Raw genomic sequence first — 20,594 nt, 5'->3', positions numbered from 1 at the left:
CGGCGGGCGCGAGGGGCGGCTGGCGGGTCAGATTCCGGAAATCCGGGCACCTCCGCATGGCGGAATGGGGGGTCCGACCACGTATAATTCCACGCTTCCGTTCCACCGCCCCGGCCCGCGCCGGCCGAACGTGCCCTCGGGGCCGGTTCGCGTCGCGTCCCCCGAGTCCGTCTGGTTCGCCCCGTTTGTCCCGTCCGCCCCAGCATGACCAGCTACTACCAACACCACGTCTTCTTCTGCCTGAACCAGCGCGAAAACGGCGAAGCCTGCTGCGCCGACCACAACGCCAAGGCGCTGCAGGAGTACGCCAAGAAACGTTGCAAGGAGCTCGGCATTGCCGGCGGCGAAGGCCGCGTCCGCATCAACAAGGCGGGCTGCCTGAACCGGTGTGAACTCGGTCCGGTGCTCGTGGTCTACCCCGAGGCCGTCTGGTACACCTTCGTCGACGAGCAGGACATCGACGAAATCATCGACAGCCATCTGGTGAACGGCAAGCCCGTCGAACGCCTGATGGTGGATCGCTGATCCGTAGCCCGTCGTGCCCTGCCGGGTTCCGCCCGGTTTTTTGTTGTTCCGCTTGTTGTTCCGTTCGTAGTCCCTGCTTGTAGTCCCGGCTTGCTGTCCCGCCATCCGATTGCTTTCCCGAGTCGCCCGTAACGCCCGCCTGTCCACCATGAACGCGCACACCCAGGTCACCACCATCGCCGGCCCCGTCGGCGCCATCGATATCTCCATCGACCTGCCGCAGAACGCGCCAGTGCGCGGGCTGGCGCTCGTGGCGCACCCGCACCCGCTGTTTGCCGGCACCAAGGACAACAAGGTGGCGCAGACGCTGGCGCGCACCTTCGTTGCGCTGGGCTACGCCACGGTGCGGCCGAACTTCCGCGGCGTGGGCGGCACCGCCGGCGAGCATGACAAGGGCATCGGCGAACAGGACGACCTGCTGGCGGTGATCGACTGGATGCGCACGCAGACCGCGTGGTCGCCGGAGGCCGCGACGCTGCCGCTGGCGCTGGGCGGTTTCTCGTTCGGCAGCTTCGTGCAGACGCACGTGGCGCGGCGCCTGGCCGAGGCCGGCACGCCCGCGCAGCGCCTGGTGCTGGTGGGCACCGCCGCGAGCCGCTGGGAAGTCGCCACCGTGCCGGCGGACACCATCGTGATCCACGGCGAGCAGGACGACACCGTGCCGCTGGCCAGCGTACTGGACTGGGCACGTCCGCAGGAATTGCCGGTCATCGTCATCCCCGGCGCCGATCATTTCTTTCATCGCAAGCTGCACCTGATCAAGCAGCTCGTCGTCAACGCGTGGGACCGGTGAACCGTCCCGTCCGCGCAAACCTTTTCTTGTTGGAAATCGCACACATGCTGAACAGAGCCACGCCGCGTTTCGCGTCCGCCCTTGCCCCCGTTGCCGTCGCCGCGACGATCGCCACCGCGCTTGCCGCCGCCCCCGCCACCGTCCTGGCGCAAGGCGTACCGACGCCCCAGGTGGCCGCCAAGTCCTGGATGCTGTACGACGTGACGAGCGGGCAGGCCCTGGCGTCGCAGAACGCCGACCTGCGCATCGAGCCCGCGTCGCTGACCAAGCTGATGACCGCCTATCTGGCCTTCGAGGCGCTCAAGGAAAAGCGCCTGACGCTGGACCAGACCGTGGTGCCTACCGCACTGGTGCTGAAGGTGAAAAGCGACGAGTCCCGCATGTTCATCGAGCCGAACAAGCCGGTCAGCGTGCAGGACCTGCTGCTGGGCCTGATCGTCCAGTCGGGCAACGACGCCGCGCTGGCGCTGGCCGAGGCCGTGGGCGGGTCCGAGGAAGGCTTCGTCGCGATGATGAATCGCGAGGCCCAGCGCATGGGCATGAAGAACACGCACTTCACCAACACGGACGGCATTCCCGACCCGAACCACTACACCACCGCGGTGGATCTGGCCACGCTGACCACGCGCATCATCAAGGACTTCCCCGAGTACTACAGCATGTACTCGCAGAAGGAGTTCACCTATAACAAGATCAAGCAGCCCAACCGCAACCGGCTGCTGTACATCGACCCGACCGTGGACGGCGTGAAGACCGGCCACACCAAGTCCGCCGGCTACTGCCTGATTTCGTCGGCCAAGCGTCCGCTGGCCAACGTGCCCAACGGTTCGCGCCGCCTGGTGTCGATCGTGATCGGCACCACCACGGAGCAGGTGCGCACGCAGGAAAGCCTCAAGATCCTGAACTACGGCTTCCAGTTCTTCGACACGCTGCGCCTGTACGACAAGGGCCAGGTGCTGGCCACGCCCGAGATCTACAAGGGCAAGTCCGGCACCGTGAAGATCGGCGTGGCCAACGAGACCTTCGTCACGGTGCCCAAGGGCACGGGCGGCCGTCTCAAGCCGGTGCTGGAGCGTCAGGAACTGCTGCTGGCGCCGATCGCCGCGGGCCAGCAGGTGGGCACCGTCAAGTTGATGGATGGCGCCACCAAGGTGGGCGAGTTCCCGGTGGTGGCCCTGGAAGAGGTGCCCGAGGCCGGTTTCTTCGGCCGCCTGTGGGACACCATCCGCCTGTGGTTCAAGCGCAAGTAATCACGCGAAGCGAGATCAGATCATGACGACCGATTCGAATGGCGGTCAGCAGCCCGGCGACATCCCGCCGCAGGCTTCGCTGATCGAGTACCCGAGCGCTTTCCCGATCAAGGTCATGGGCGCGATGCAGGACGGCTTTGCCGAAGCCATCGTGAGCCTGGTGCAGGGTTTCGACCCCGACTTCCACGCCGGCAAGATGGAGATGCGTCCGTCGCGCAATGGCAACTACCTCGGCCTGACGGTGACGGTGTGGATCACCAGCCGCGAGCAGCTCGACGACCTGTATCGCGCGCTGACTTCGCACCCGATGGTCAAGGTGGTGCTGTAACCGCATGAACGTCATCACCCTCAAGCCCGGCAAGGAAAAGTCCTTGCTCCGGCGCCATCCCTGGGTCTACGCCACGGGCATCGCCAGCACCGAAGGCCGCTGCGAGCCCGGCTCGACCGTGACCATCCGCGCCGCCGATGGCCGCTTCCTGGCCAAGGGTGCCTACAGCCCCGAATCCCAGATCCGCGCCCGCGTGTGGACGTTCGACGAGAACGAACCCGTCGATCACGCGCTGTTCAAGCGCCGCGTGGGCGCCGCCATCGCCCACCGCAGGCAATGGGTGCGCGACAGCAATGCCGTGCGCCTGATCTTCGGCGAATCGGACCGGCTGCCGGGCCTGATCGTCGACTACTACGGCACCGGCGAGACCGGCCAGCTGGTCTGCCAGTTCAACTCCGCCGGCGTGGAGCAATGGAAGGACGCACTCGTGCAGGCGCTGGTCAGGGAGACCGGTTGCCCGAACGTCTACGAGCGCTCCGACGCGGCCGTGCGCCAGCGCGAGGGCCTGCCGCTGGTGACCGGCGTGCTGGCCGGCGCCGAGCCCGATCCGCAACTGTCCGTCACCGAGCACGGTGTGCGCTACTACGTGGATGTGCGCAGCGGCCACAAGACCGGCTTCTACGTCGACCAGCGCGACAACCGCAAGCTCGTCGGGGACCTGGCCGAAGGCCGCGAGGTACTGAACTGCTTCTGCTACACGGGCGGCTTTTCGCTGGCGGCGCTGCGCGGTGGCGCCAAGTCGGTGACGTCGATCGATTCGTCCGGCGATGCGCTGAAGATCGCCGAAGCCAACGTCGCGCTGAACGGCTTCGATGCCGCACGTGCCACGTGGCTCGATGCCGACGTGTTCAAGATGCTGCGCGAGTTCCGCGCCGAGGGTCGCCAGTTCGACCTGATCGTGCTGGATCCGCCCAAGTTCGCACCGTCGGCCCAGCATATCGACCGTGCCGCGCGCGCGTACAAGGAAATCAACCTGGTCGGCATGCAACTGCTGCGTCCGGGCGGCCTGCTGTTCACGTATTCCTGCTCGGGTGCGATCAGCATGGAGCTGTTCCAGAAGATCGTGGCCGGCGCGGCCACCGATGCACGGACCGATGCGCGCATCCTGCGCCGCCTGTCGGCCGGCACGGATCACCCGATGTCCGCCGCATTCCCTGAAGGCGAGTATCTGAAGGGACTGCTGCTGGAGAAGATCTGAGGAACTGAAGGAGAGCCGGATACGCGTCCGGCACTTGCCGTGGCGCTCGCCGGGGGGTCGGAAAATGTGGCATCGCTGTCTTTTGGCGGTCACATTCACCGACTATCCTTCGGTTCGCGGTGAGGCAATTGGCAGGTTGTCTTACCGTCTCTTCTTATCAGTCTTCGTGGTAATTGCCCCGCGGTTTCGCGGGGCATTTTTTTGCGCGAACGCTGACGAACTCCAGTGGCGTAGATTGGAGCCTCTAGCGCCCCGACAGCGCCGCGCGAAGCGAAACTCCCTATAATCGAACGATCGTTCAATTAGACGGATGCGGATGCATCCGCACAGTGGATTGAGGAGACTCCATGCCTGCCGCCAAACATATTCCACCGGCCCTGCAAAACCTGGCCCTGCCCGTCATTGCGTCGCCGATGTTCATCGTCAGCTACCCCGAGCTGGTGCTGGCGCAGTGCAAGGCCGGCATCGTCGGATCCTTCCCGGCGCTGAACGCACGCCCGGCGGAGCTGCTCGACGAATGGCTCACGCAGATCCAGGAAGACCTGGCGGCGTTCAAGGCGGCCAACCCGGGCAAGCCCGTGGGGCCCGTCGCCGTGAACCAGATCGTGCATACGTCCAACGCGCGGCTGGAGCACGACGTGAAGGTTTGCGTCGATCACAAGGTGCCGATCTTCATCACGTCGCTGCGCGCGCCTGTCAAGGAAATGATCGACGCCGTGCACAGCTACGGCGGCATCGTGCTGCATGACGTCATCAACCTGCGCCATGCGGAGAAGGCCATCGAGGCCGGCGTGGATGGCCTGATCCTGGTGGCAGCCGGTGCCGGCGGCCACGCGGGCATGCTGTCGCCGTTCGCGCTGGTGGGTGAAGTGCGCAAGATCTTCGACGGCCCCATCGCGCTGTCGGGCTCCATCACCACCGGCGACGCCGTGCTGGCCGCGCAGGCCATGGGCGCCGACTTCGCCTATGTGGGCACCCGCTTCATCGCGTCGCAAGAGGCCCACGCCAGCACCGAATACAAGCAGTCGATCACCAGCTCCGCCGCCGCGGACATCGTCTACACGAACCTGTTCACGGGCGTGCACGGCAACTACATCCGCGAGAGCATCAGCAACTCCGGCCTGGACCCGGACAACCTGCCGGTGGCGGACAAGACCAAGATGGATTTTTCCAGCGGCGCCTCCAAGGCCAAGGCATGGAAGGACATCTGGGGCGCCGGCCAGGGCGTGGGCCAGATCCACGACATCCCCACCGCCGGCGAAATCGTGGCACGGATGACGGCCGAGTACGATGCGGCGCGCGCCCGCCTGGGGCTGGTACGATAAGGGCGTTTTTCGCCTCGCCACGCCCTCCCTTGCCGCCGACCGACCCCAAACGCCAGACCGAAGCCTCGCCCGACGCGCGCACGCCCCATGAGCGCGCGATTCGCGCATTCTGGGTCACCTGCGGCATCCTGAGCCTTGCCCTCGGCATCATCGGCATCTTCCTGCCGTTGCTGCCGACCACGCCATTCATCTTGCTGGCGGCCGCGTGCTTCGCACGCGGGTCGGAGAAATTCCACAACTGGCTGATCACGCACGAGCGCTTCGGGCCACTCGTGCGTGACTGGCAGGCCCACCGCAGCATTCCGCTGCGCGCCAAGTGCCTCGCGCTGTCGATGATGTGGACCTCGATGGGCACCACGGCCTGGCTGCTGCGCGCGCGACCGGTATCGTCGCTCACGCTGCTGGCCATCGGCCTGGCCGTCACGGTGTGGATGGTGCGCTTGCCGACGCGACCGCGCGGGGGCTATCCCAATACGGGCGACCCCCAGGCGTAGTTCAAGGCGTAGCTCAGCTGTAGTCTCGCGCGTCTTCGATCACTTTGCCATCCTGCGGCAGCGATCCCGCCGACACGAACCGTACCTCGCCGCGCAGGCGCAGGACCTCGCGCATGGATTCGCCGATGGCGCGCGCCAGGCCTTCGTCGTCGTGCGTGGCGTCGCAGTGCAGCGTCATGGTGTCCGCGCCAACCGAACCCGTCACCACCAGCCGCGCCGCACGCACCTCCGGATGGCGACGGACCACGTCCGCCACCTGCCCGGGATGCACGAACATGCCCTTGACCTTGGTGGTCTGGTCGGCCCGGCCCAGCCATCCCTTGAGCCGGATATTGGTTCGGCCGCATGGACTGGCGCGATGCGAGGAATCCGTGACGATCGCCGACAGGTCGCCGGTCCCGAAGCGGATCAGCGGATAGTCGCCGTTGCCAAGCACCGTGACGACGACTTCGCCGGTTTCGCCCTCGGGCATCGGCTTCGTGCCGCCCGGCTCCACGATCTCCACCAGCACGCCTTCATCGACCACCCAGCCGTCACCCCCATCGGTCTCGAAAGCGATCAGGCCAAGGTCCGCCGTGCCATACATCTGCCGCGCGGTGATGCCGTGGTCCTGCAGCCATGCACGTAGCGGCGGCGGGCAGGCCTCGCCGGACACCAGGGCCTTGCTCAGGCTCGCGCAGGGTGTTCCCATCTCCTCGCCGCGCTCCAGCAGCAGCTTGAGGAATGACGGCGTGCCGGCATAGGCCGATGGCCGCAGGCTGGCCAGCGCCTGCACCTGCGACTCCGTCTGGCCGACGCCCGCCGGAAACACGCAGCAGCCGATCCGGTGCGCGCCGGCTTCCATCATCATCCCGGCCGGCGTGAAGTGGTAGGAGAACGTGTTGTAGACCAGGTCGCCCGCACGGAAGCCCGCCGCGAACATCGCCCGCGCGGTGCGCCACCAGTCCGCCGAATGGCCGTCCGGCTCATTGATCGGCCCCGGCGACTGGAACACATGCCGCAAGCCGCCCAACGGCGTGGCGTTGAGCCCGCCCAACGGCGGCATCGTGCGCTGGCGCGCGGTGAGCTCCGACTTGCGCGTGACCGGCAAGGCAGCCAGCGCCTCGCGCGACGTCAGCGCGCGGGGATCGACCTCGCGCAGCACCTCGGCAAAGTACGGCGCGTGCGACTGGGCATGCGCCACCTGGCGCGACAGCGCGGCGAGCAACGCCGCCTCGCGCTCGGCCGGCGCGCGCGTCTCGAGCGAATCGAAATATTCAGCCATGATGTCCTGGGGTCAGGCCAGCCAGCGCTTGCGGCGGCGATAGCTCTTCACGTCACGGAAGGATTTGCGCGCGGCGCCGTCGGCATCGTTAGCCGCCACGCCCAGGTAAAACTCCTTCACGTCCTCGTTGGTGCGCAGCGATTCGGCGGCGCCATCCATCACCACGCGGCCGTTCTCGAGGATGTAGCCGTAGTCGGCATAGCGCAGCGCGACCATCGTGTTCTGTTCGGCCAGCAGGAAGCTGACCCTCTCGCGCGTGTTCAGGTCGCGCACGATCTCGAAGATCTCCTCGACGATCTGCGGCGCCAGCCCCATCGACGGCTCATCGAGCAGGATCATCGCCGGCTTGGCCATCATCGCCCGGCCAATCGCGCACATCTGTTGTTCGCCGCCCGAGGTGTAGCCCGCCTGCGACTTGCGGCGCGTCTTCAGGCGCGGGAAATAGGTGTAGATCTTTTCGAGTTCATCGCGCGTATCGCCGCGCGACAGTCCGCGCGTATAGGCGCCCGTGAGCAGGTTTTCCTCGATGGTCAGATGGGCGAAGCAATGGCGCCCCTCCATCACCTGGATCACGCCACGCCTGACGAGGTCGTTGGGCGTGAGCTGGTCGATACGGTCGCCGCGATACTCGATCGATCCCTTGGTCACGTCGCCGCGCTCCGCGTGCAGCAGGTTGGAGATGGCCTTGAGCGTGGTGGTCTTGCCCGCGCCGTTGGCGCCCAGCAGGGCCACGATCCGGCCCTCCGGCACCTCCAGCGAGACGCCCTTGAGCACCAGGATCACGTGATCGTAGATAACTTCGATGTTGTTGACGGAGAGAAGGGTCATGTCGGCATTCCTGATTCGACCACCTGTTTCGCTCCCCTCTCCCGCCATGCAAGAGAGGGGAGAACACCCATCACAAACTAGCCTTGCAACTTCATGCAAGCCGGCGTGATGCCCTTCTCCTTCGCGTACTGCGCGGCGGTCGCCTTGAACAGCGGGTGGATCAGGTTCTTGTTGCCTTCGATCCAGTCGGACACCACCACCCACTTGGTGCCATCCCATTGCTGGATCTTCACCTTGCCCGAGCCTTCGTGGTTGTCGCAGCTGGTCTTGATCTCGGGCAGCAGGCCCGTGGCACCGAGCTGCTGCAGGCGCGCACTGGTCAGGTTCAGGTTCTCGAACGCCCAGCGCATGTCGTCGCCGGTCATCACCTTGCCCTTGCCGAACTTCGCCTGCGCCACGCGGATGGCCTCCACGGTCACCACCGCCGCCGACACGCCGCGGTTATAGAGCACCGACCCGACCTTGTTGCGGTCCTGCATATTGCCCTTGCTGGCGCCATACACCACCTTGTCGATGTCCGCGATCAGCGGCACGCTCTTGCCCGCCACGTTCCAGGTGGCGCTCATGTAGCCCTTGGCAGCGTCGCCGGCCGGCACCGTATCTTCCTCGGACCCGGCCCACCAGGACCCGATCATCTTGTCGCGCGAAAAGCCAACCTTCTGCGCGGCCTTCAGCGCGGTCTGGTTCATCACGCCCCAGCCCCAGAAGATCACGTAGTCGGGGTTCTCCTGGCGAATCTTCAGCCATTGCGCGCCCTGCTCGTTGCCGGGGTGCGCCACGGGAATCTCGACCAGGTTGAACTTGCCGAGCTTCGCCTCCGCCTCCAGCGCGACGATCGGCTCCTTGCCATACGCCGAGTCGTGATACAGGTAGACGATCTTCTTGCCCGCCAGCGAGCCACCGTTCTTCGACGCCAGGAACCTGACGATGGCCGACACCTGCATCTGGTACGTGGTCACCAGCGGAAACGCGTAGGGGAACACCGAGCCATCGACGGCGTCGGTGCGGCCGTAGCCCATCATCACCAGCGGCACCTTGTCGCCGGCGGTCTTGTCGACCAGCGCGTAGGAAATGCCGGTGGACATGGTGTGGTACGCCGTGCCCTTGCTCGTGCTGTTCTTGGCCTTCAGCCGCTCGTAGCACTCCACGCCCTTGGCGTTGTTGTACTCGGTCTCGCACTCTTCCCACGACAGCTTGACGCCATTGACGCCGCCATCCTTCAGGTTGACGTAGTTCAGGTAGTCGACAAAGCCGCCATAGAACGATTGCCCGTTGGCACCGTAAGGGCCCACGCGATAGCTTGGCAACGCGACGAACTGCTCGTTGGCTTGCGCCAGCGCCGGTATTGACGGCGCCAGCAGCGCAGCCGCGACGCTGACCACCAGGGCGGCGCGCTGCACATTGCGAAATACGGTTGTCATGACTGTCTCCTTCACCTCGGACGGGCGTTGTTATAAGAACGACGTAGAAATCTTTCCAGGTACTCCTATTGCCTGAAGAGGTTGTTTCAAAATGAAGCGAAGCGGTCCTGGCTAGGCGCGCGGCCGCAGACAGTACAACTGGTACGGCAAGGCCGCGCAACGACGCCAGGATCTTTTTGAAACGACCTCTAGTGCGGGAACGGCCACAGGCGCAGTTTCTCCTTGGCGATCTGCCAGAGCCGCGCCAGGCCATGCGGCTCCACGATCAGGAAGAAGATGATCAGGCCGCCAAACACCATGAGCTGGATGTGCGACACGGTGGCGTTGGTGAACGGCAGGTGCAGCAGCGCCGCCAGCCCCGGCAGCACGTTATCCAGGAAGATCGGCAGCAGCAGGATGAACGCGGCACCGAGGAACGACCCCAGGATGCTGCCCACGCCGCCGATGATGATCATGAACAGGATGCGGAACGACAGGTCCAGCGAGAAGCCATCGGGCTCCACCGAACCGAGATAGCAGAAAGCGTACAGCGCGCCCGCCACACCGCAGTAGAACGAGCTGACCGCGAAGGCGAGCAGCTTCGTGCGCATCAGCGGAATGCCGATGACCTCGGCGGCCACATCCATGTCCCGCACGGCCATCCACGCGCGGCCCGTGGCGGAGCGCACGAGGTTCTTGGCGATCAGCGCCAGGACGGTGACCATCGCCAGCACGAACAGGTAGCGCTTGACCGGCGTGTCGATGGCGATGCCGAACAGATCGAGCCGTTGCGCCGTGATCACGCCCGACGAACTGTTGTTCGACAGCCAGGGAAACTTGGTCAGCGCCCACACCACGAAGAACTGCGCGGCCAGCGTCGCCACGGCCAGGTAGAAGCCCTTGATCCGCAGCGACGGCAGCCCGAACGCGACGCCCACCAGCGCCGCGGACAACCCGGCGAGGATGAACGTCAGCAGCACCGGAATGCCCTCGATGCGAAGCTGGAAGTTGTAGGCCGCATACGCGCCCACGGCCATGAAGGCGGCGGTGCCCAGCGACAACTGCCCGGCGTAGCCGGTCAGGATATTCAGCCCCAGCGCCGCCAGCGCGAGAATCAGGAAGGGCGTCAGGATGGCGGTGAACCAGTACTCGGAGCCGACCAGCGGAATGCCGATGAAGGCCACCGCCATCAGGACCCCGAAGCCGATACGGTCCTGGCGGATGGGGAAGATCTGGCTGTCGGCGACGTAGCTGGTCTTGAACTGGCCGGATTCGCGGTAGAGCATCGTTCGGTCCTCCGGTTACACGCGGTCGATGTGTTTTTCCCCGAACAGCCCTTCGGGCCGTACGAGCAGAAACAACAACGCAAACACATAGGGGAACCAGCCTTCGATGCCCCCGAAATTGCCGCCGAACATCGACTGGAACACGGGCGGGATGTAGATCTCCGCCAGCTTCTCCGATGCACCGATGATCAGCCCGCCGACGATGGCGCCCGGCACCGAGGTGAAGCCGCCGAGAATCAGTACCGGCAGCGCCTTCAGCGCGGTCAGCGTCAGCGCGAACTGCACGCCGTTGCGCGATCCCCAGAGCATGCCGGCCACCAGTGCGACAAAGCCGGCCACGCCCCAGACAATGGCCCAGATGTTCTGCAGCGGAATGCCGAGCGACAAGGCCGCCTGGTGATCGTCCGCCACGGCGCGCAGCGCGCGGCCCACCTTCGTGTACTGGAAGAACAGCGCGAGCGAACCCACCAGGATCCCCGCGATGGCCGCGGCCGCCAGGTCGAACTTCGACAGGACGATATTGAAGCGCGTCATGATCGACTCGATCGGCTCGTCGACGATGCCGAGGTTGATCGGGCGCACCTCGTTGCCGAACAGCAGCGGCCCCAGCCCTTCCAGGAAGAACGACAGACCGATGGTCGCCATGAAGAGCGTGATCGGTGGCTGGTTCACCAGCTTGCGCAGCACGAAGCGCTCGGTGCTCATGCCGACGATGATCATCACGACGAACGCGCCGATCACGGCCGCCCACATCGGCAGGCCCTTGTCCATCAGCCCCACCACCGCCAGCGCGGCAAAGTAGACCATCGCGCCCTGCGCGAAGTTGAACACGCCGGACGCCTTGTAGATCAGCACGAAGCCAAGCGCCACCAGCGAATACATCAGCCCGGACAACAGCCCGCCGATGAGGATTTCGATGAAAAACGTCATGATGGGTCTCTGCCTTGTGCGCTAGTGAGAGGTGCCCAGATAGGCGCGGATCACATCGGGATTCGACTTCACCTCTTCAGGCGTGCCGTCGCCAATTTTCTTGCCGTAGTCCAGCACCACCACGCGGTCGGAGATGTCCATCACCACGCCCATGTCGTGCTCGATCAGCACGATCGTGGTGCCGAACTGGTGATTCACATCGAGGATGAAGCGGCACATGTCCTGCTTCTCTTCCACATTCATGCCGGCCATCGGCTCATCCAGCAACAGCATCGACGGCTCGGCGGCCAGCGCGCGCGCCAGCTCCACGCGCTTCTGCAGGCCATACGGCAGCCGGCCCACCGGCGTCTTGCGGATCGCCTGGATCTCCAGGAAGTCGATCACCTCTTCCACCTTGCGGCGGTGGCGCATCTCTTCGGCGCGGGCCGGTCCCCACCAGAGCGCATGGGCGAACAGGCCGGTGCGGAACTGCGTGTTGCGACCGGTCATGATGTTGTCGAGCACGGTCATGCCCTTGAACAGCGCGATATTCTGGAACGTGCGCGCGATGCCCTGCCGCGCAGCGGCGGTCGGATGCATCTGGCGGCGTTCCTCGCCACGGAAGATGATGCGGCCGTGCTGCGGGTGGTACACGCCGTTGATCACGTTCAGCATCGAACTCTTGCCCGCGCCGTTGGGGCCGATGATCGCGCGGATCTCGTGCTCGCAGACATCGAACGAGATGTCGGTCAGCGCCTTGACGCCGCCAAACGCCAGCGAGATGTTCTGAAGATCCAGGATCACATCGCCGCGCGTGTGGACATGCGCCGTGGAATCGGCCTGCCACGCATCGCCGGTACGCAGCGTCTCGCCTTGCACCCCTTCGGCGTGACCGGACGGGGTAATCGGGCCAGCCGGCGCAATCGTGCCGGTGGCGTCCACGCGCGCCGTGCCGCTCCAGGCCGGCCGGCCATCAGCCTGCCGGGTCGCTCCTTGCCAAGCCCTTTGCGTCATGCCATCGCCCCTGTTCATGCCGCGCGCGCACCGCCCGCGGGCGGAAAGCGTTTGACGTCCACCAGCTTCAGCGTCGCGGAGACACTGCCCTCGCGCCCGTCCTCGAACTTCACGCGCGTCTCGATGAACTGCTCTGGCTTGCCCGCGTACAGCGCGTCCACCAGCACCGCGTATTTCTCGGCGATGAAGCCGCGTCGCACCTTGCGCGTGCGGGTCAGCTCGTCGTCGTCCGGATCCAGCTCCTTGTGGAGAATCAGGAAGCGCGCGACCTGCGATCCGGCCAGCATCGCATCGTTCGCCAGATCCGCATTCACCTGTTCCACGCACTCGGCGATCATCGCGATCACATCTGGCTGCGCGGCCAGGTCGACGTAGCCCGCATAGGGCAGATGCCGGCGCTCGGCCCAGTTGCCCACGGCGTCGAAGTCGACATTGATGAACGCGCAGACACTCTCGCGGTCCGTGCCGAACGCCACGGCTTCCTTGATGTACGGAAAGAACTTGAGCTTGTTCTCGATGTACTTGGGCGCGAACATCGACCCGTCCGCCAGCTTGCCGACGTCCTTGGCGCGGTCGATGATCTTCAGGTGGCCGTCCGCATCGATCACGCCGGCGTCGCCGGTCATGAAGTAGCCCTCGTCGTTGATGGCCTCGCGGGTAGCGTCCTCGCGCTTGTAGTAAGACTTGAGCAGCCCCACGCCGCGCACCAGCACCTCGCCGTTATCCGCGATGCGGATCTCCATGCCCGGTGCCGCCGGCCCGACCGAGTCGAACTTGACCTGGCCGTCCGGTTGCAGGCACACGTAGGCGCAGGTCTCGGTCTGGCCATAGAACTGCTTCAGGTTGACGCCGATCGAGCGATAGAAGCGGAACAGGTCCGGGCCAATCGCCTCGCCGGCCGTGTAGCCCACGCGAATCCGGCTCATGCCCAGCACGTTGCGCAGCGGGCCGTAGATCAGCATTTCACCCAGCGCGTAGCGCAGGCGATCGCCCAGCGCCACCGGTCGCTTGTCCAGGATGTCGGCGCCACAGCGGCGCGCCACGTCCATCGCCCAGTGGAACATCTTGCGCTTGATCCAGCCGGCGTCTTCCATGCGGATCATGACCTGCGTGAGCAAGCCTTCGTAGATCCGTGGCGGGGCAAAGTAATACGTGGGGCCGATCTCACGCAGGTCCGTCATCACGGTTTCGCGCGATTCCGGGCAATTCACGGTGAAGCCGGCCACCATGGCCTGCGCGTAGGAAAACAGGTTGTCGCCCACCCACGCCATCGGCAGGTAGGACAGCACGTCGTCGTCGGGGCCCAGCCCATCGAACTGGCAGCCGTTGCGGGCCGCGCCAATCAGCCCGCTGTGCGCGTGGCAGACGCCCTTCGGCTTGCCCGTGGTGCCGGACGTATAGAGGATGATCGCGGTGTCGTCGGGCGCGCCAGCCTCGACGGCTGCGTCAAAGAAACCCGGATGCGCCTGGTCGTACTCACGGCCGATTTCCTGCAGGCGCTCATACGACAGCAGCGACGGATGATCATAGTCGCGCAGGCCGCGCGGGTCTTCGTAGATGACATGGCGCACGGCGCGACCGCGCGTGGCGAGCTGCGCTTCCACTTCGAGCAGTTTGTCCACCTGCTCCTGGTCCTCGACGATGGCGAAGTCGATCTCGGCATCGTCCAGCACATACACCATCTCGTTGGCGATGGCGTCCTGATAGAGGGGCACCGGAACGCCACCCAGCGCCTGCGCGGCGGTCATGGCCCAGTAAAGGCGCGGGCGGTTGTCACCCACCACGGCCAGGTTCATGCCGCGCCGGAAGCCGAGCGCGGCCAGCCCGCATGCCAGCGCGCGTACCTCGCGAGCGGCCTGCGACCAGCTGTATGTCTGCCAGATACCCAGATCCTTCTCGCGATAGGCCGGATGATCCGGGCGCTGACTGGCATGCGCCAGTAGCCATCGCGGAAAGGTCGTCGCCGACGATTCCTGCATCGCTGTCTCCTGTCCCTGATGGCGTAGGGGCCACGCCGGGTATCAAGCCGCCAGACCGGTCGCTATACTGGGCCTTTGCGCGAAGCGTGCGTTACCGCACCGCACCAAGCCCGCCATGCCTTGTGGAATCTGGCTGGGGCGGTTCCGTCGTGATCGTAAGATAGCCGATGCCCACCCCCCCGGTTGTCACGCCGGTGACAATTCCGGGTTAATCCCTACGGGAGAACAGACTGGCGATGTCTAACGCGATTTCCAACGATTTCATCGACCGTTGCGCCTGGGCCGTCGACCTGAGCCCCGAGCAGCGCGAGCGTGTCAAACGCGTGACGACCGTGCGCGAGTACGCCCAGGGCGACTACGTCTGCCACAAGGGGGACCGGGCGGAGCACTGGCTTGGCGTGGTCGAAGGCATCGTCAAGATCACCACGGTATCGCCGTCCGGCAAGTCGGTCACCTTCACCGGCGTGCCGACAGGCGGCTGGTTTGGCGAAGGCGCGGTGCTGAAGTCGGAAATCCGCAAATACGACGTGATGTCGCTGCGGCGCTCGCGCATCGCCTTCATCCCGCGCGACACTTTTCAGTGGTTGCTGGATACCAGCCTGCCGTTCACGCGCTTCCTGCTGATGCAGTTCAACGAGCGGCTCGGACAGTTCATCGCGGCGGTGGAATATGAGCGCCTGCTCGACATCGATTCCCGCGTGGCACGCGCCGTGTCGTCGCTGTTCAACGAGCACCTGTATCCGGCCCTCGGCAATACGCTGGAAATTTCACAGGAAGAGATCGGCCTGCTGGCAGGCATCTCGCGCCAGCGCGCCAACCAGGCGCTGAAGGTGCTGGAACAGCAGGGACTGGTCCGCGTGGACTACGGCGTGATCGAGGTACTCGATCTAGAGAGCCTGCGGCAGTACGGAGAGTGACGCCGGGTGACGACGGGTGTGAAACGGGCTGAGTGGGACCGAGGAAAGCAAAACGCCGGCATGTAGCCGGCGTTGATGGTGTCGCTGCGACAGCTTACTTGCTGTACACGTACACGCCGCGGCCCGTCTTGCGGCCAAGGTAGCCGGCGGCCACCATCTCGCGCATCAGCATGGCCGGACGGTACTTCGGATCGGCGAACTCGGTGTAGAGCACTTCCATCACGGCGAGCATCGTGTCCAGGCCGATCATGTCCGCCAGCGCCAGCGGGCCGATCGGATGATTGCAGCCCAGTTTCATGCCCTCGTCGATTTCTTCCGGCGATGCCAGGCCCTCGCCCAGCACGCAGAAGGCCTCATTGATCATCGGGCAGAGAATGCGGTTGACCACGAAGCCCGGGCTGTTCTTCACCGTGATCGGGTACTTGCCCAGGCGCCTGGAGAGGTCCTCCACATCGGCATGCGTCGCGTCGCTGGTCTGCAAGCCGCGAATCAGCTCCACCAGCGCCATCATCGGCACCGGATTGAAGAAGTGCATGCCGATGAAGCGATCCGCGCGCGACGTGGCGGCGGCCAGCTTGGTGATCGAGATCGACGAGGTGTTCGACGCCACGATCACGTCCGGCCCCACGATGCTGTCGATCTGCTTGAGGATCTTCAGCTTCAGTTCGTAGTTTTCGGTGGCGGCCTCGATCACGATGTCGGCGCGCTTCAGATCGTCATAGGACGTGCTGCCGTGGATGTGCGCCAGCGCGGCGGCCTTGTCGGCCTCGGTGGCCTTGTCCTTCTTGATCAGGCGGTCCAGGCTGCCCGCCACGGTGGCGATGCCCTTCTGCACGGCGGCGTCGCTGATATCCACCATGATGACGTCCAGGCCGACCACCGCGCATGCCTGCGCAATGCCGTTGCCCATCGTGCCGGCACCGACGATGCCTACTGTCTTGATTGCCATGTACTTCCTTGCTTGGTCAGGGATTCAGAATCATTCGGAGCGAGAGCCGGTGGACTCCGCTCAGGCCGGCAGTTTTGCCAGCGCGGCAATCACGCGATCGGCGTGTTCCCGGAGCACATCCATGCTCTGCTTCTCGCGCGCGTGGCCGCGCAGCGTCTGGTCCACGTAGCGCGGCACGATATGGAAGTGGATGTGCGGCACGGTCTGCCCGGCGGCGGCGCCGTTGAACTGGGTGATCACCACGCCATCGGGCTGGAACGCCTCGCGCACACCACGCGCCACGCGCTGGGTCGCGCGGATCGCCGCCGCGGCGCCGGCTTCGGACAGGCCGAAGAAGTCCACCGCTGGCTCCTTCGGCACGACGAGCGCGTGGCCATCGGACTGCGGCATGATGTCAAGGAACGCGATGTTGTCGGCGTCCTCGTAGATCTTGAAACACGGGAGTTCGCCGCGCAGGATGCGGGCGAAGATATTGTTGCTGTCGTACTCGGCTTGCATGACTGTCTCGGAGAAAACTCGCCTCGCGGCGGAGGAGCGTTGAGTGTAACGCAGCGCTCCTCCGCGGCGAACCTCCTCCCCTACATGTTTCGACGATACTGCCCGCCGACTTCGAACAAGGCATGCGTGATCTGCCCCAGCGAGCACACGCGCACCGCATCCATCAGCACCGCGAACACGTTCTCGTTGGCGATCACGGCCAGCCGCAGGCGTTCCAGCATGGCCGGCGCGTCACCCGCACAGGTCTGCTGGAATTCCGCCAGGCGGTTCAGCTGACTCTGCTTTTCCTCCTCGCTCGAACGGGCCAGTTCCAGCGTCTGCGGAATCGGATCGCCATCCGGGTTGCGGAAGGTGTTCACGCCGATGATCGGCAACGTGCCGTCATGCTTGAGTTGCTCGTAGTAGAGCGACTCCTCCTGGATCTTGCCGCGCTGGTAGCCGGTCTCCATCGCGCCAAGCACGCCGCCACGCTCGGCGATGCGCTCGAACTCCTGCAGCACGGCTTCTTCCACGAGGTCGGTCAGCTCCTCGATCAGGAAGCTGCCCTGGTTGGGGTTCTCGCACTTGGCGACGCCCCACTCGCGGTTGATGATCAGCTGGATGGCCAGCGCGCGCCGCACCGATTCTCCAGTCGGCGTGGTGATCGCCTCGTCATACGCGTTGGTGTGCAGCGAATTGCAGTTGTCGTAGATCGCGATCAGCGCCTGCAACGTGGTGCGGATGTCGTTGAAGTCGATCTCCTGCGCATGCAGCGACCGCCCGGACGTCTGGATGTGGTACTTCAGCTTCTGGCTGCGCTCGTTGGCGCCGTACTTGTCACGCATCGTCACGGCCCAGATGCGGCGTGCCACGCGGCCCAGCACGCTGTATTCCGGGTCCATGCCGTTGGAGAAGAAGAACGACAGGTTCGGCGCGAAGTCGTCGATGTGCATGCCGCGCGCCAGGTAGGCCTCGACATACGTAAAGCCATTCGACAACGTGAACGCCAGCTGCGAGATCGGATTCGCGCCGGCCTCGGCGATGTGATAGCCCGAAATCGACACCGAGTAGAAATTGCGCACCTGATGGTGGACGAAGTACTCCTGGATGTCCCCCATGACCTTGAGCGAAAACTCCGTGGAGAAGATGCAGGTGTTCTGGCCCTGGTCTTCCTTGAGGATGTCCGCCTGCACGGTGCCGCGCACGTTCTGGAGCACCCAGGCGCGGATCTTCGATTCCTCGTCGGCGGTGGGTTCGCGACGGTTGTCGGTGCGGAACTTGTCGAGTTGCTGGTCGATGGCGGTGTTCATGAACATCGCCAGCAGCGTGGGTGCCGGGCCGTTGATCGTCATCGACACCGACGTGCTCGGGCTGGTCAGGTCAAAGCCGTCGTAGAGCACCTTCATGTCGTCGAGCGTGGCGATCGACACGCCCGAGTTGCCGACCTTGCCGTAGATGTCGGGACGCACGTGCGGATCTTCGCCATAGAGCGTCACCGAATCGAACGCGGTCGACAGTCGCTTGGCGTCCATACCCTCGGAGACCAGCTTGAAACGCCGGTTGGTGCGGAACGCGTCGCCCTCCCCTGCGAACATCCGCGTGGGGTCCTCGCCTTCGCGCTTGAAGGCGAACACGCCGGCGGTGTAGGGGAAGCTGCCCGGTACGTTCTCGCGCATCAGCCACTTGAGTACTTCGCCGTCATCCTCGAAGCGCGGCAGCACCACCTTGCGGATCTTGGTGCCGGATAGCGTGGTGGTCACCAGTCCGGTGCGGATCTCCTTGTCGCGGATCTTCACGACGTATTCGTCGCCGCTATAGGCCTGCTGCATCTGCGGCCACATCGACAGCAGCTTGCGCTCCACGCTGCCCAGCGCGGTATCTCGTTCGGCGGCGAGCGTTTCGAGCGCGGCACCATCGGCCGTCGCGTTGCCGTCCACACCAGCAGCCTGCAGCATCGCGCGCGCGGCACGCAGCTGCTGACGTTCGCGCGCCAGCTTGCTCTGTTCGGCCACGCGGCGATGGTAGGCGCGCACCGTATCGGCCAGCTCGGCCAGATAGCGGCTGCGCGCGGGCGGCACGATCACGTTCTGGCCGGTGGAGATCCGCCCGGCCGGCGCCGGCAGCACACCGGGCTTGAGCTGCAGACCCCGTTCCGCCAGCGCGGCACTGAGGCCCTGATAGAGCATGGTCACGCCATCGTCATTGAAGCGGGACGCCTGCGTGCCGTAGACCGGCATCTCGTCCGGCTTGCTGTGCCACTGCTCGCGGTTGCGCTGGACCTGCTTGGCCACATCGCGCCACGCGTCCTGCGCGCCCTTCCGGTCGAACTTGTTGATGGCGACGAAGTCGGCGAAGTCGAGCATGTCGATCTTCTCGAGTTGGCTGGCCGCGCCGAATTCGGGCGTCATTACATACAGCGAGAGATCCACGTGCGGCACGATGGCGGCGTCGCCCTGGCCGATGCCGGAGGTTTCCACGATCACCATGTCGAAGCGCGCCGCCTTGCATGCGGCGATCACGTCGGGCAACGCCTGCGAAATCTCCGATCCCGCTTCGCGCGTGGCCAGCGACCGCATGAAGATATTCGGGTGGTTGATCGCGTTCATGCGGATGCGGTCGCCCAGCAGCGCACCGCCAGACTTGCGGCGCGACGGGTCGATCGAAATCACGGCGATCGACAGCGCATCCTGCTGGTCAAGGCGGAAGCGGCGGATCAGTTCATCGGTCAGCGACGACTTGCCCGCGCCGCCCGTGCCGGTGATGCCGAGTACCGGCGTCTTCACGGCCTTGGCCTGCGCGTGGAGCGCACTGACCAGGGATGCGTCGGCCTTGCCGTTTTCAAGTGCGGTAATCAGTTGCGCGAGCGCGCGGCGGTCGCCCGCAGCCACGGCATCGAGCGTGGCCGGCGCATAGCGCGTGAGGTCGATGTCGCAACGCTGGACCATGTCCGCGATCATCCCGGCCAGCCCCATGCGCTGGCCGTCCTCGGGACTGTAGATGCGTGCCACGCCGTAGGCCTGCAGTTCGCGGATCTCATCGGGCACGATCACGCCGCCCCCGCCGCCGAACACCTGGATGTGCTCACCGCCGTTCTCGCGCAGCAGGTCGATCATGTACTTGAAGTACTCGACGTGCCCACCCTGGTAACTGGAGATGGCGATGCCCTGGGCATCTTCCTGCAGCGCGGCCGTGACCACTTCCTGCACGGAGCGGTTGTGGCCCAGATGGATGACCTCGCAGCCGTGGGACTGGAGGATGCGCCGCATGATGTTGATGGATGCGTCGTGGCCGTCGAACAGCGATGCCGCCGTCACGAACCGCACCTTGTTGACAGGGGTCCGGCTCGCGGCCGTCTGCGGCGTAGCGGCCGCAGTCCTGCTCACATCGGAAAGATCAGTCATTGTCTCCACCGCTCTGATATGTGGCTGGCTGCCGCACGCCGGCGATTCTGACGATCGCACTGACGAGGGCCGGACGATTATATGACGTTTACGTTAACGTAAGGCAAGGGGCGCAGACAGTATGCCTGCACGCGCCATCACGGCATCGTCGCATAGCGGGGAGTTTCGGGCCAGACGGGCTGGCGCGGAGTGGCGTGGCCGGCGCCCGGGTGGTGCGTTGGCCGAAAGGGGAAGGCCGGATAGGCCGGATGTACTGG

18 protein-coding genes are annotated in these 20,594 nt (G+C 65.2%); 8 read left to right on the top strand and 10 right to left on the bottom strand.

Going from position 1 to position 20,594, the window contains the following annotated elements; genetic code table 11:
- The first annotated feature begins 204 nt into the window (after nt 1–204).
- The 7 genes from BLR29_RS06885 (at nt 205) to BLR29_RS06855 (ending at nt 5,913) form a co-directional block, all read left to right on the top strand.
- Entirely contained in the window at nt 205–525 is a 321-nt protein-coding gene (locus BLR29_RS06885; protein WP_092135718.1) for a (2Fe-2S) ferredoxin domain-containing protein, read from the top strand.
- A gap of 148 nt (nt 526–673) precedes the next feature.
- Nucleotides 674–1,318, top strand: coding sequence for an alpha/beta hydrolase (locus tag BLR29_RS06880; RefSeq protein ID WP_092135717.1), 645 nt, complete (start codon nt 674–676; stop codon nt 1,316–1,318).
- Nucleotides 1,319–1,362: 44 nt separating this feature from the next.
- A complete protein-coding gene (locus BLR29_RS06875; protein ID WP_092135715.1) occupies nt 1,363–2,568 on the top strand; it encodes a D-alanyl-D-alanine carboxypeptidase family protein in 1,206 nt (401 codons plus the stop codon).
- A gap of 22 nt (nt 2,569–2,590) precedes the next feature.
- A complete protein-coding gene (locus BLR29_RS06870; RefSeq protein WP_092135714.1) occupies nt 2,591–2,896 on the top strand; it encodes a YbeD family protein in 306 nt (101 codons plus the stop codon).
- Nucleotides 2,897–2,900: 4 nt separating this feature from the next.
- Nucleotides 2,901–4,094 (top strand): class I SAM-dependent rRNA methyltransferase, encoded by a 1,194-nt coding sequence (locus tag BLR29_RS06865; RefSeq protein ID WP_092135712.1) that lies wholly within the window; start codon nt 2,901–2,903, stop codon nt 4,092–4,094.
- A 347-nt stretch (nt 4,095–4,441) separates the two neighbouring features.
- Nucleotides 4,442–5,419, top strand: coding sequence for an NAD(P)H-dependent flavin oxidoreductase (locus BLR29_RS06860; protein WP_092135711.1), 978 nt, complete (start codon nt 4,442–4,444; stop codon nt 5,417–5,419).
- 29 nt (nt 5,420–5,448) lie between these two features.
- Nucleotides 5,449–5,913: a YbaN family protein gene (locus BLR29_RS06855; protein ID WP_092135709.1), complete on the top strand. Its 465-nt coding sequence runs from the start codon at nt 5,449–5,451 to the stop codon at nt 5,911–5,913.
- A gap of 13 nt (nt 5,914–5,926) precedes the next feature.
- Here BLR29_RS06855 and BLR29_RS06850 read toward each other — a convergent pair whose 3' ends face one another.
- The 7 genes from BLR29_RS06850 to BLR29_RS06820 all read right to left on the bottom strand — a co-directional run bounded on the left by BLR29_RS06850 (nt 5,927) and on the right by BLR29_RS06820 (nt 14,593).
- Nucleotides 5,927–7,177: a phenylacetate--CoA ligase family protein gene (locus BLR29_RS06850; RefSeq protein ID WP_092135707.1), complete on the bottom strand. Its 1,251-nt coding sequence runs from the start codon at nt 7,175–7,177 to the stop codon at nt 5,927–5,929.
- A gap of 12 nt (nt 7,178–7,189) precedes the next feature.
- On the bottom strand, nt 7,190–8,005 hold the full coding sequence (locus BLR29_RS06845) for an ABC transporter ATP-binding protein (protein ID WP_092135705.1): 816 nt from the start codon (nt 8,003–8,005) through the stop codon (nt 7,190–7,192).
- 77 nt (nt 8,006–8,082) lie between these two features.
- Nucleotides 8,083–9,426, bottom strand: a complete 1,344-nt coding sequence (locus BLR29_RS06840; protein WP_092135704.1) for an ABC transporter substrate-binding protein — start codon at nt 9,424–9,426, stop codon at nt 8,083–8,085.
- Between the two features lie 188 nt (nt 9,427–9,614).
- A complete protein-coding gene (locus BLR29_RS06835; RefSeq protein WP_092135702.1) occupies nt 9,615–10,691 on the bottom strand; it encodes a branched-chain amino acid ABC transporter permease in 1,077 nt (358 codons plus the stop codon).
- 15 nt (nt 10,692–10,706) lie between these two features.
- Nucleotides 10,707–11,621 carry a branched-chain amino acid ABC transporter permease gene (locus BLR29_RS06830; protein WP_092135701.1) on the bottom strand — a complete coding sequence of 305 codons (915 nt, stop codon included), beginning with the start codon at nt 11,619–11,621 and terminating at the stop codon, nt 10,707–10,709.
- A gap of 21 nt (nt 11,622–11,642) precedes the next feature.
- Complete coding sequence (locus tag BLR29_RS06825) at nt 11,643–12,632, bottom strand: ABC transporter ATP-binding protein (RefSeq protein WP_369804565.1); 990 nt, start codon at nt 12,630–12,632, stop codon at nt 11,643–11,645.
- Nucleotides 12,629–14,593, bottom strand: coding sequence for an AMP-dependent synthetase/ligase (locus BLR29_RS06820; RefSeq protein WP_092135698.1), 1,965 nt, complete (start codon nt 14,591–14,593; stop codon nt 12,629–12,631). Before BLR29_RS06820 ends, BLR29_RS06825 begins: the two co-directional genes overlap by 4 nt.
- Before the next feature lie 248 nt (nt 14,594–14,841).
- Here BLR29_RS06820 and BLR29_RS06815 point away from each other — a divergent pair, with 248 nt between their 5' ends.
- Complete coding sequence (locus BLR29_RS06815) at nt 14,842–15,510, top strand: Crp/Fnr family transcriptional regulator (RefSeq protein WP_092136621.1); 669 nt, start codon at nt 14,842–14,844, stop codon at nt 15,508–15,510.
- Between the two features lie 94 nt (nt 15,511–15,604).
- Here BLR29_RS06815 and BLR29_RS06810 read toward each other — a convergent pair whose 3' ends face one another.
- The 3 genes from BLR29_RS06810 to icmF all read right to left on the bottom strand — a co-directional run bounded on the left by BLR29_RS06810 (nt 15,605) and on the right by icmF (nt 20,337).
- Complete coding sequence (locus BLR29_RS06810) at nt 15,605–16,459, bottom strand: 3-hydroxybutyryl-CoA dehydrogenase (RefSeq protein ID WP_092135696.1); 855 nt, start codon at nt 16,457–16,459, stop codon at nt 15,605–15,607.
- Nucleotides 16,460–16,519: 60 nt separating this feature from the next.
- A complete protein-coding gene (locus tag BLR29_RS06805) occupies nt 16,520–16,957 on the bottom strand; it encodes an HIT family protein (protein ID WP_092135695.1) in 438 nt (145 codons plus the stop codon).
- An 80-nt stretch (nt 16,958–17,037) separates the two neighbouring features.
- Entirely contained in the window at nt 17,038–20,337 is a 3,300-nt protein-coding gene (gene icmF, locus BLR29_RS06800; protein WP_092135693.1) for a fused isobutyryl-CoA mutase/GTPase IcmF, read from the bottom strand.
- Between the last annotated feature and the right edge of the window lie 257 nt (nt 20,338–20,594).

It is taken from the genome of Cupriavidus sp. YR651 (assembly GCF_900101625.1).
Taxonomy (GTDB): Bacteria; Pseudomonadota; Gammaproteobacteria; order Burkholderiales; family Burkholderiaceae; genus Cupriavidus.
The sequence above is the reverse complement of the archived record's forward strand: the minus strand, read 5'-3'. Positions and strand labels throughout refer to the sequence as shown.

What these genes read in the sequence shown, in the direction of transcription:
- BLR29_RS06865 (WP_092135712.1), top strand. Translation starts at nt 2,901, where the DNA reads ATGAACGTCATCACCCTCAAGCCCGGCAAGGAAAAGTCCTTGCTCCGG.
- BLR29_RS06840 (WP_092135704.1), bottom strand. Translation starts at nt 9,426, where the DNA reads ATGACAACCGTATTTCGCAATGTGCAGCGCGCCGCCCTGGTGGTCAGC.
- icmF (WP_092135693.1), bottom strand. Translation starts at nt 20,337, where the DNA reads ATGACTGATCTTTCCGATGTGAGCAGGACTGCGGCCGCTACGCCGCAG.
- BLR29_RS06885 (WP_092135718.1), top strand. Translation starts at nt 205, where the DNA reads ATGACCAGCTACTACCAACACCACGTCTTCTTCTGCCTGAACCAGCGC.
- BLR29_RS06845 (WP_092135705.1), bottom strand. Translation starts at nt 8,005, where the DNA reads ATGACCCTTCTCTCCGTCAACAACATCGAAGTTATCTACGATCACGTG.
- BLR29_RS06870 (WP_092135714.1), top strand. Translation starts at nt 2,591, where the DNA reads ATGACGACCGATTCGAATGGCGGTCAGCAGCCCGGCGACATCCCGCCG.
- BLR29_RS06850 (WP_092135707.1), bottom strand. Translation starts at nt 7,177, where the DNA reads ATGGCTGAATATTTCGATTCGCTCGAGACGCGCGCGCCGGCCGAGCGC.
- BLR29_RS06805 (WP_092135695.1), bottom strand. Translation starts at nt 16,957, where the DNA reads ATGCAAGCCGAGTACGACAGCAACAATATCTTCGCCCGCATCCTGCGC.
- BLR29_RS06820 (WP_092135698.1), bottom strand. Translation starts at nt 14,593, where the DNA reads ATGCAGGAATCGTCGGCGACGACCTTTCCGCGATGGCTACTGGCGCAT.
- BLR29_RS06835 (WP_092135702.1), bottom strand. Translation starts at nt 10,691, where the DNA reads ATGCTCTACCGCGAATCCGGCCAGTTCAAGACCAGCTACGTCGCCGAC.
- BLR29_RS06875 (WP_092135715.1), top strand. Translation starts at nt 1,363, where the DNA reads ATGCTGAACAGAGCCACGCCGCGTTTCGCGTCCGCCCTTGCCCCCGTT.
- BLR29_RS06830 (WP_092135701.1), bottom strand. Translation starts at nt 11,621, where the DNA reads ATGACGTTTTTCATCGAAATCCTCATCGGCGGGCTGTTGTCCGGGCTG.
- BLR29_RS06860 (WP_092135711.1), top strand. Translation starts at nt 4,442, where the DNA reads ATGCCTGCCGCCAAACATATTCCACCGGCCCTGCAAAACCTGGCCCTG.
- BLR29_RS06810 (WP_092135696.1), bottom strand. Translation starts at nt 16,459, where the DNA reads ATGGCAATCAAGACAGTAGGCATCGTCGGTGCCGGCACGATGGGCAAC.
- BLR29_RS06825 (WP_369804565.1), bottom strand. Translation starts at nt 12,632, where the DNA reads ATGAACAGGGGCGATGGCATGACGCAAAGGGCTTGGCAAGGAGCGACC.
- BLR29_RS06880 (WP_092135717.1), top strand. Translation starts at nt 674, where the DNA reads ATGAACGCGCACACCCAGGTCACCACCATCGCCGGCCCCGTCGGCGCC.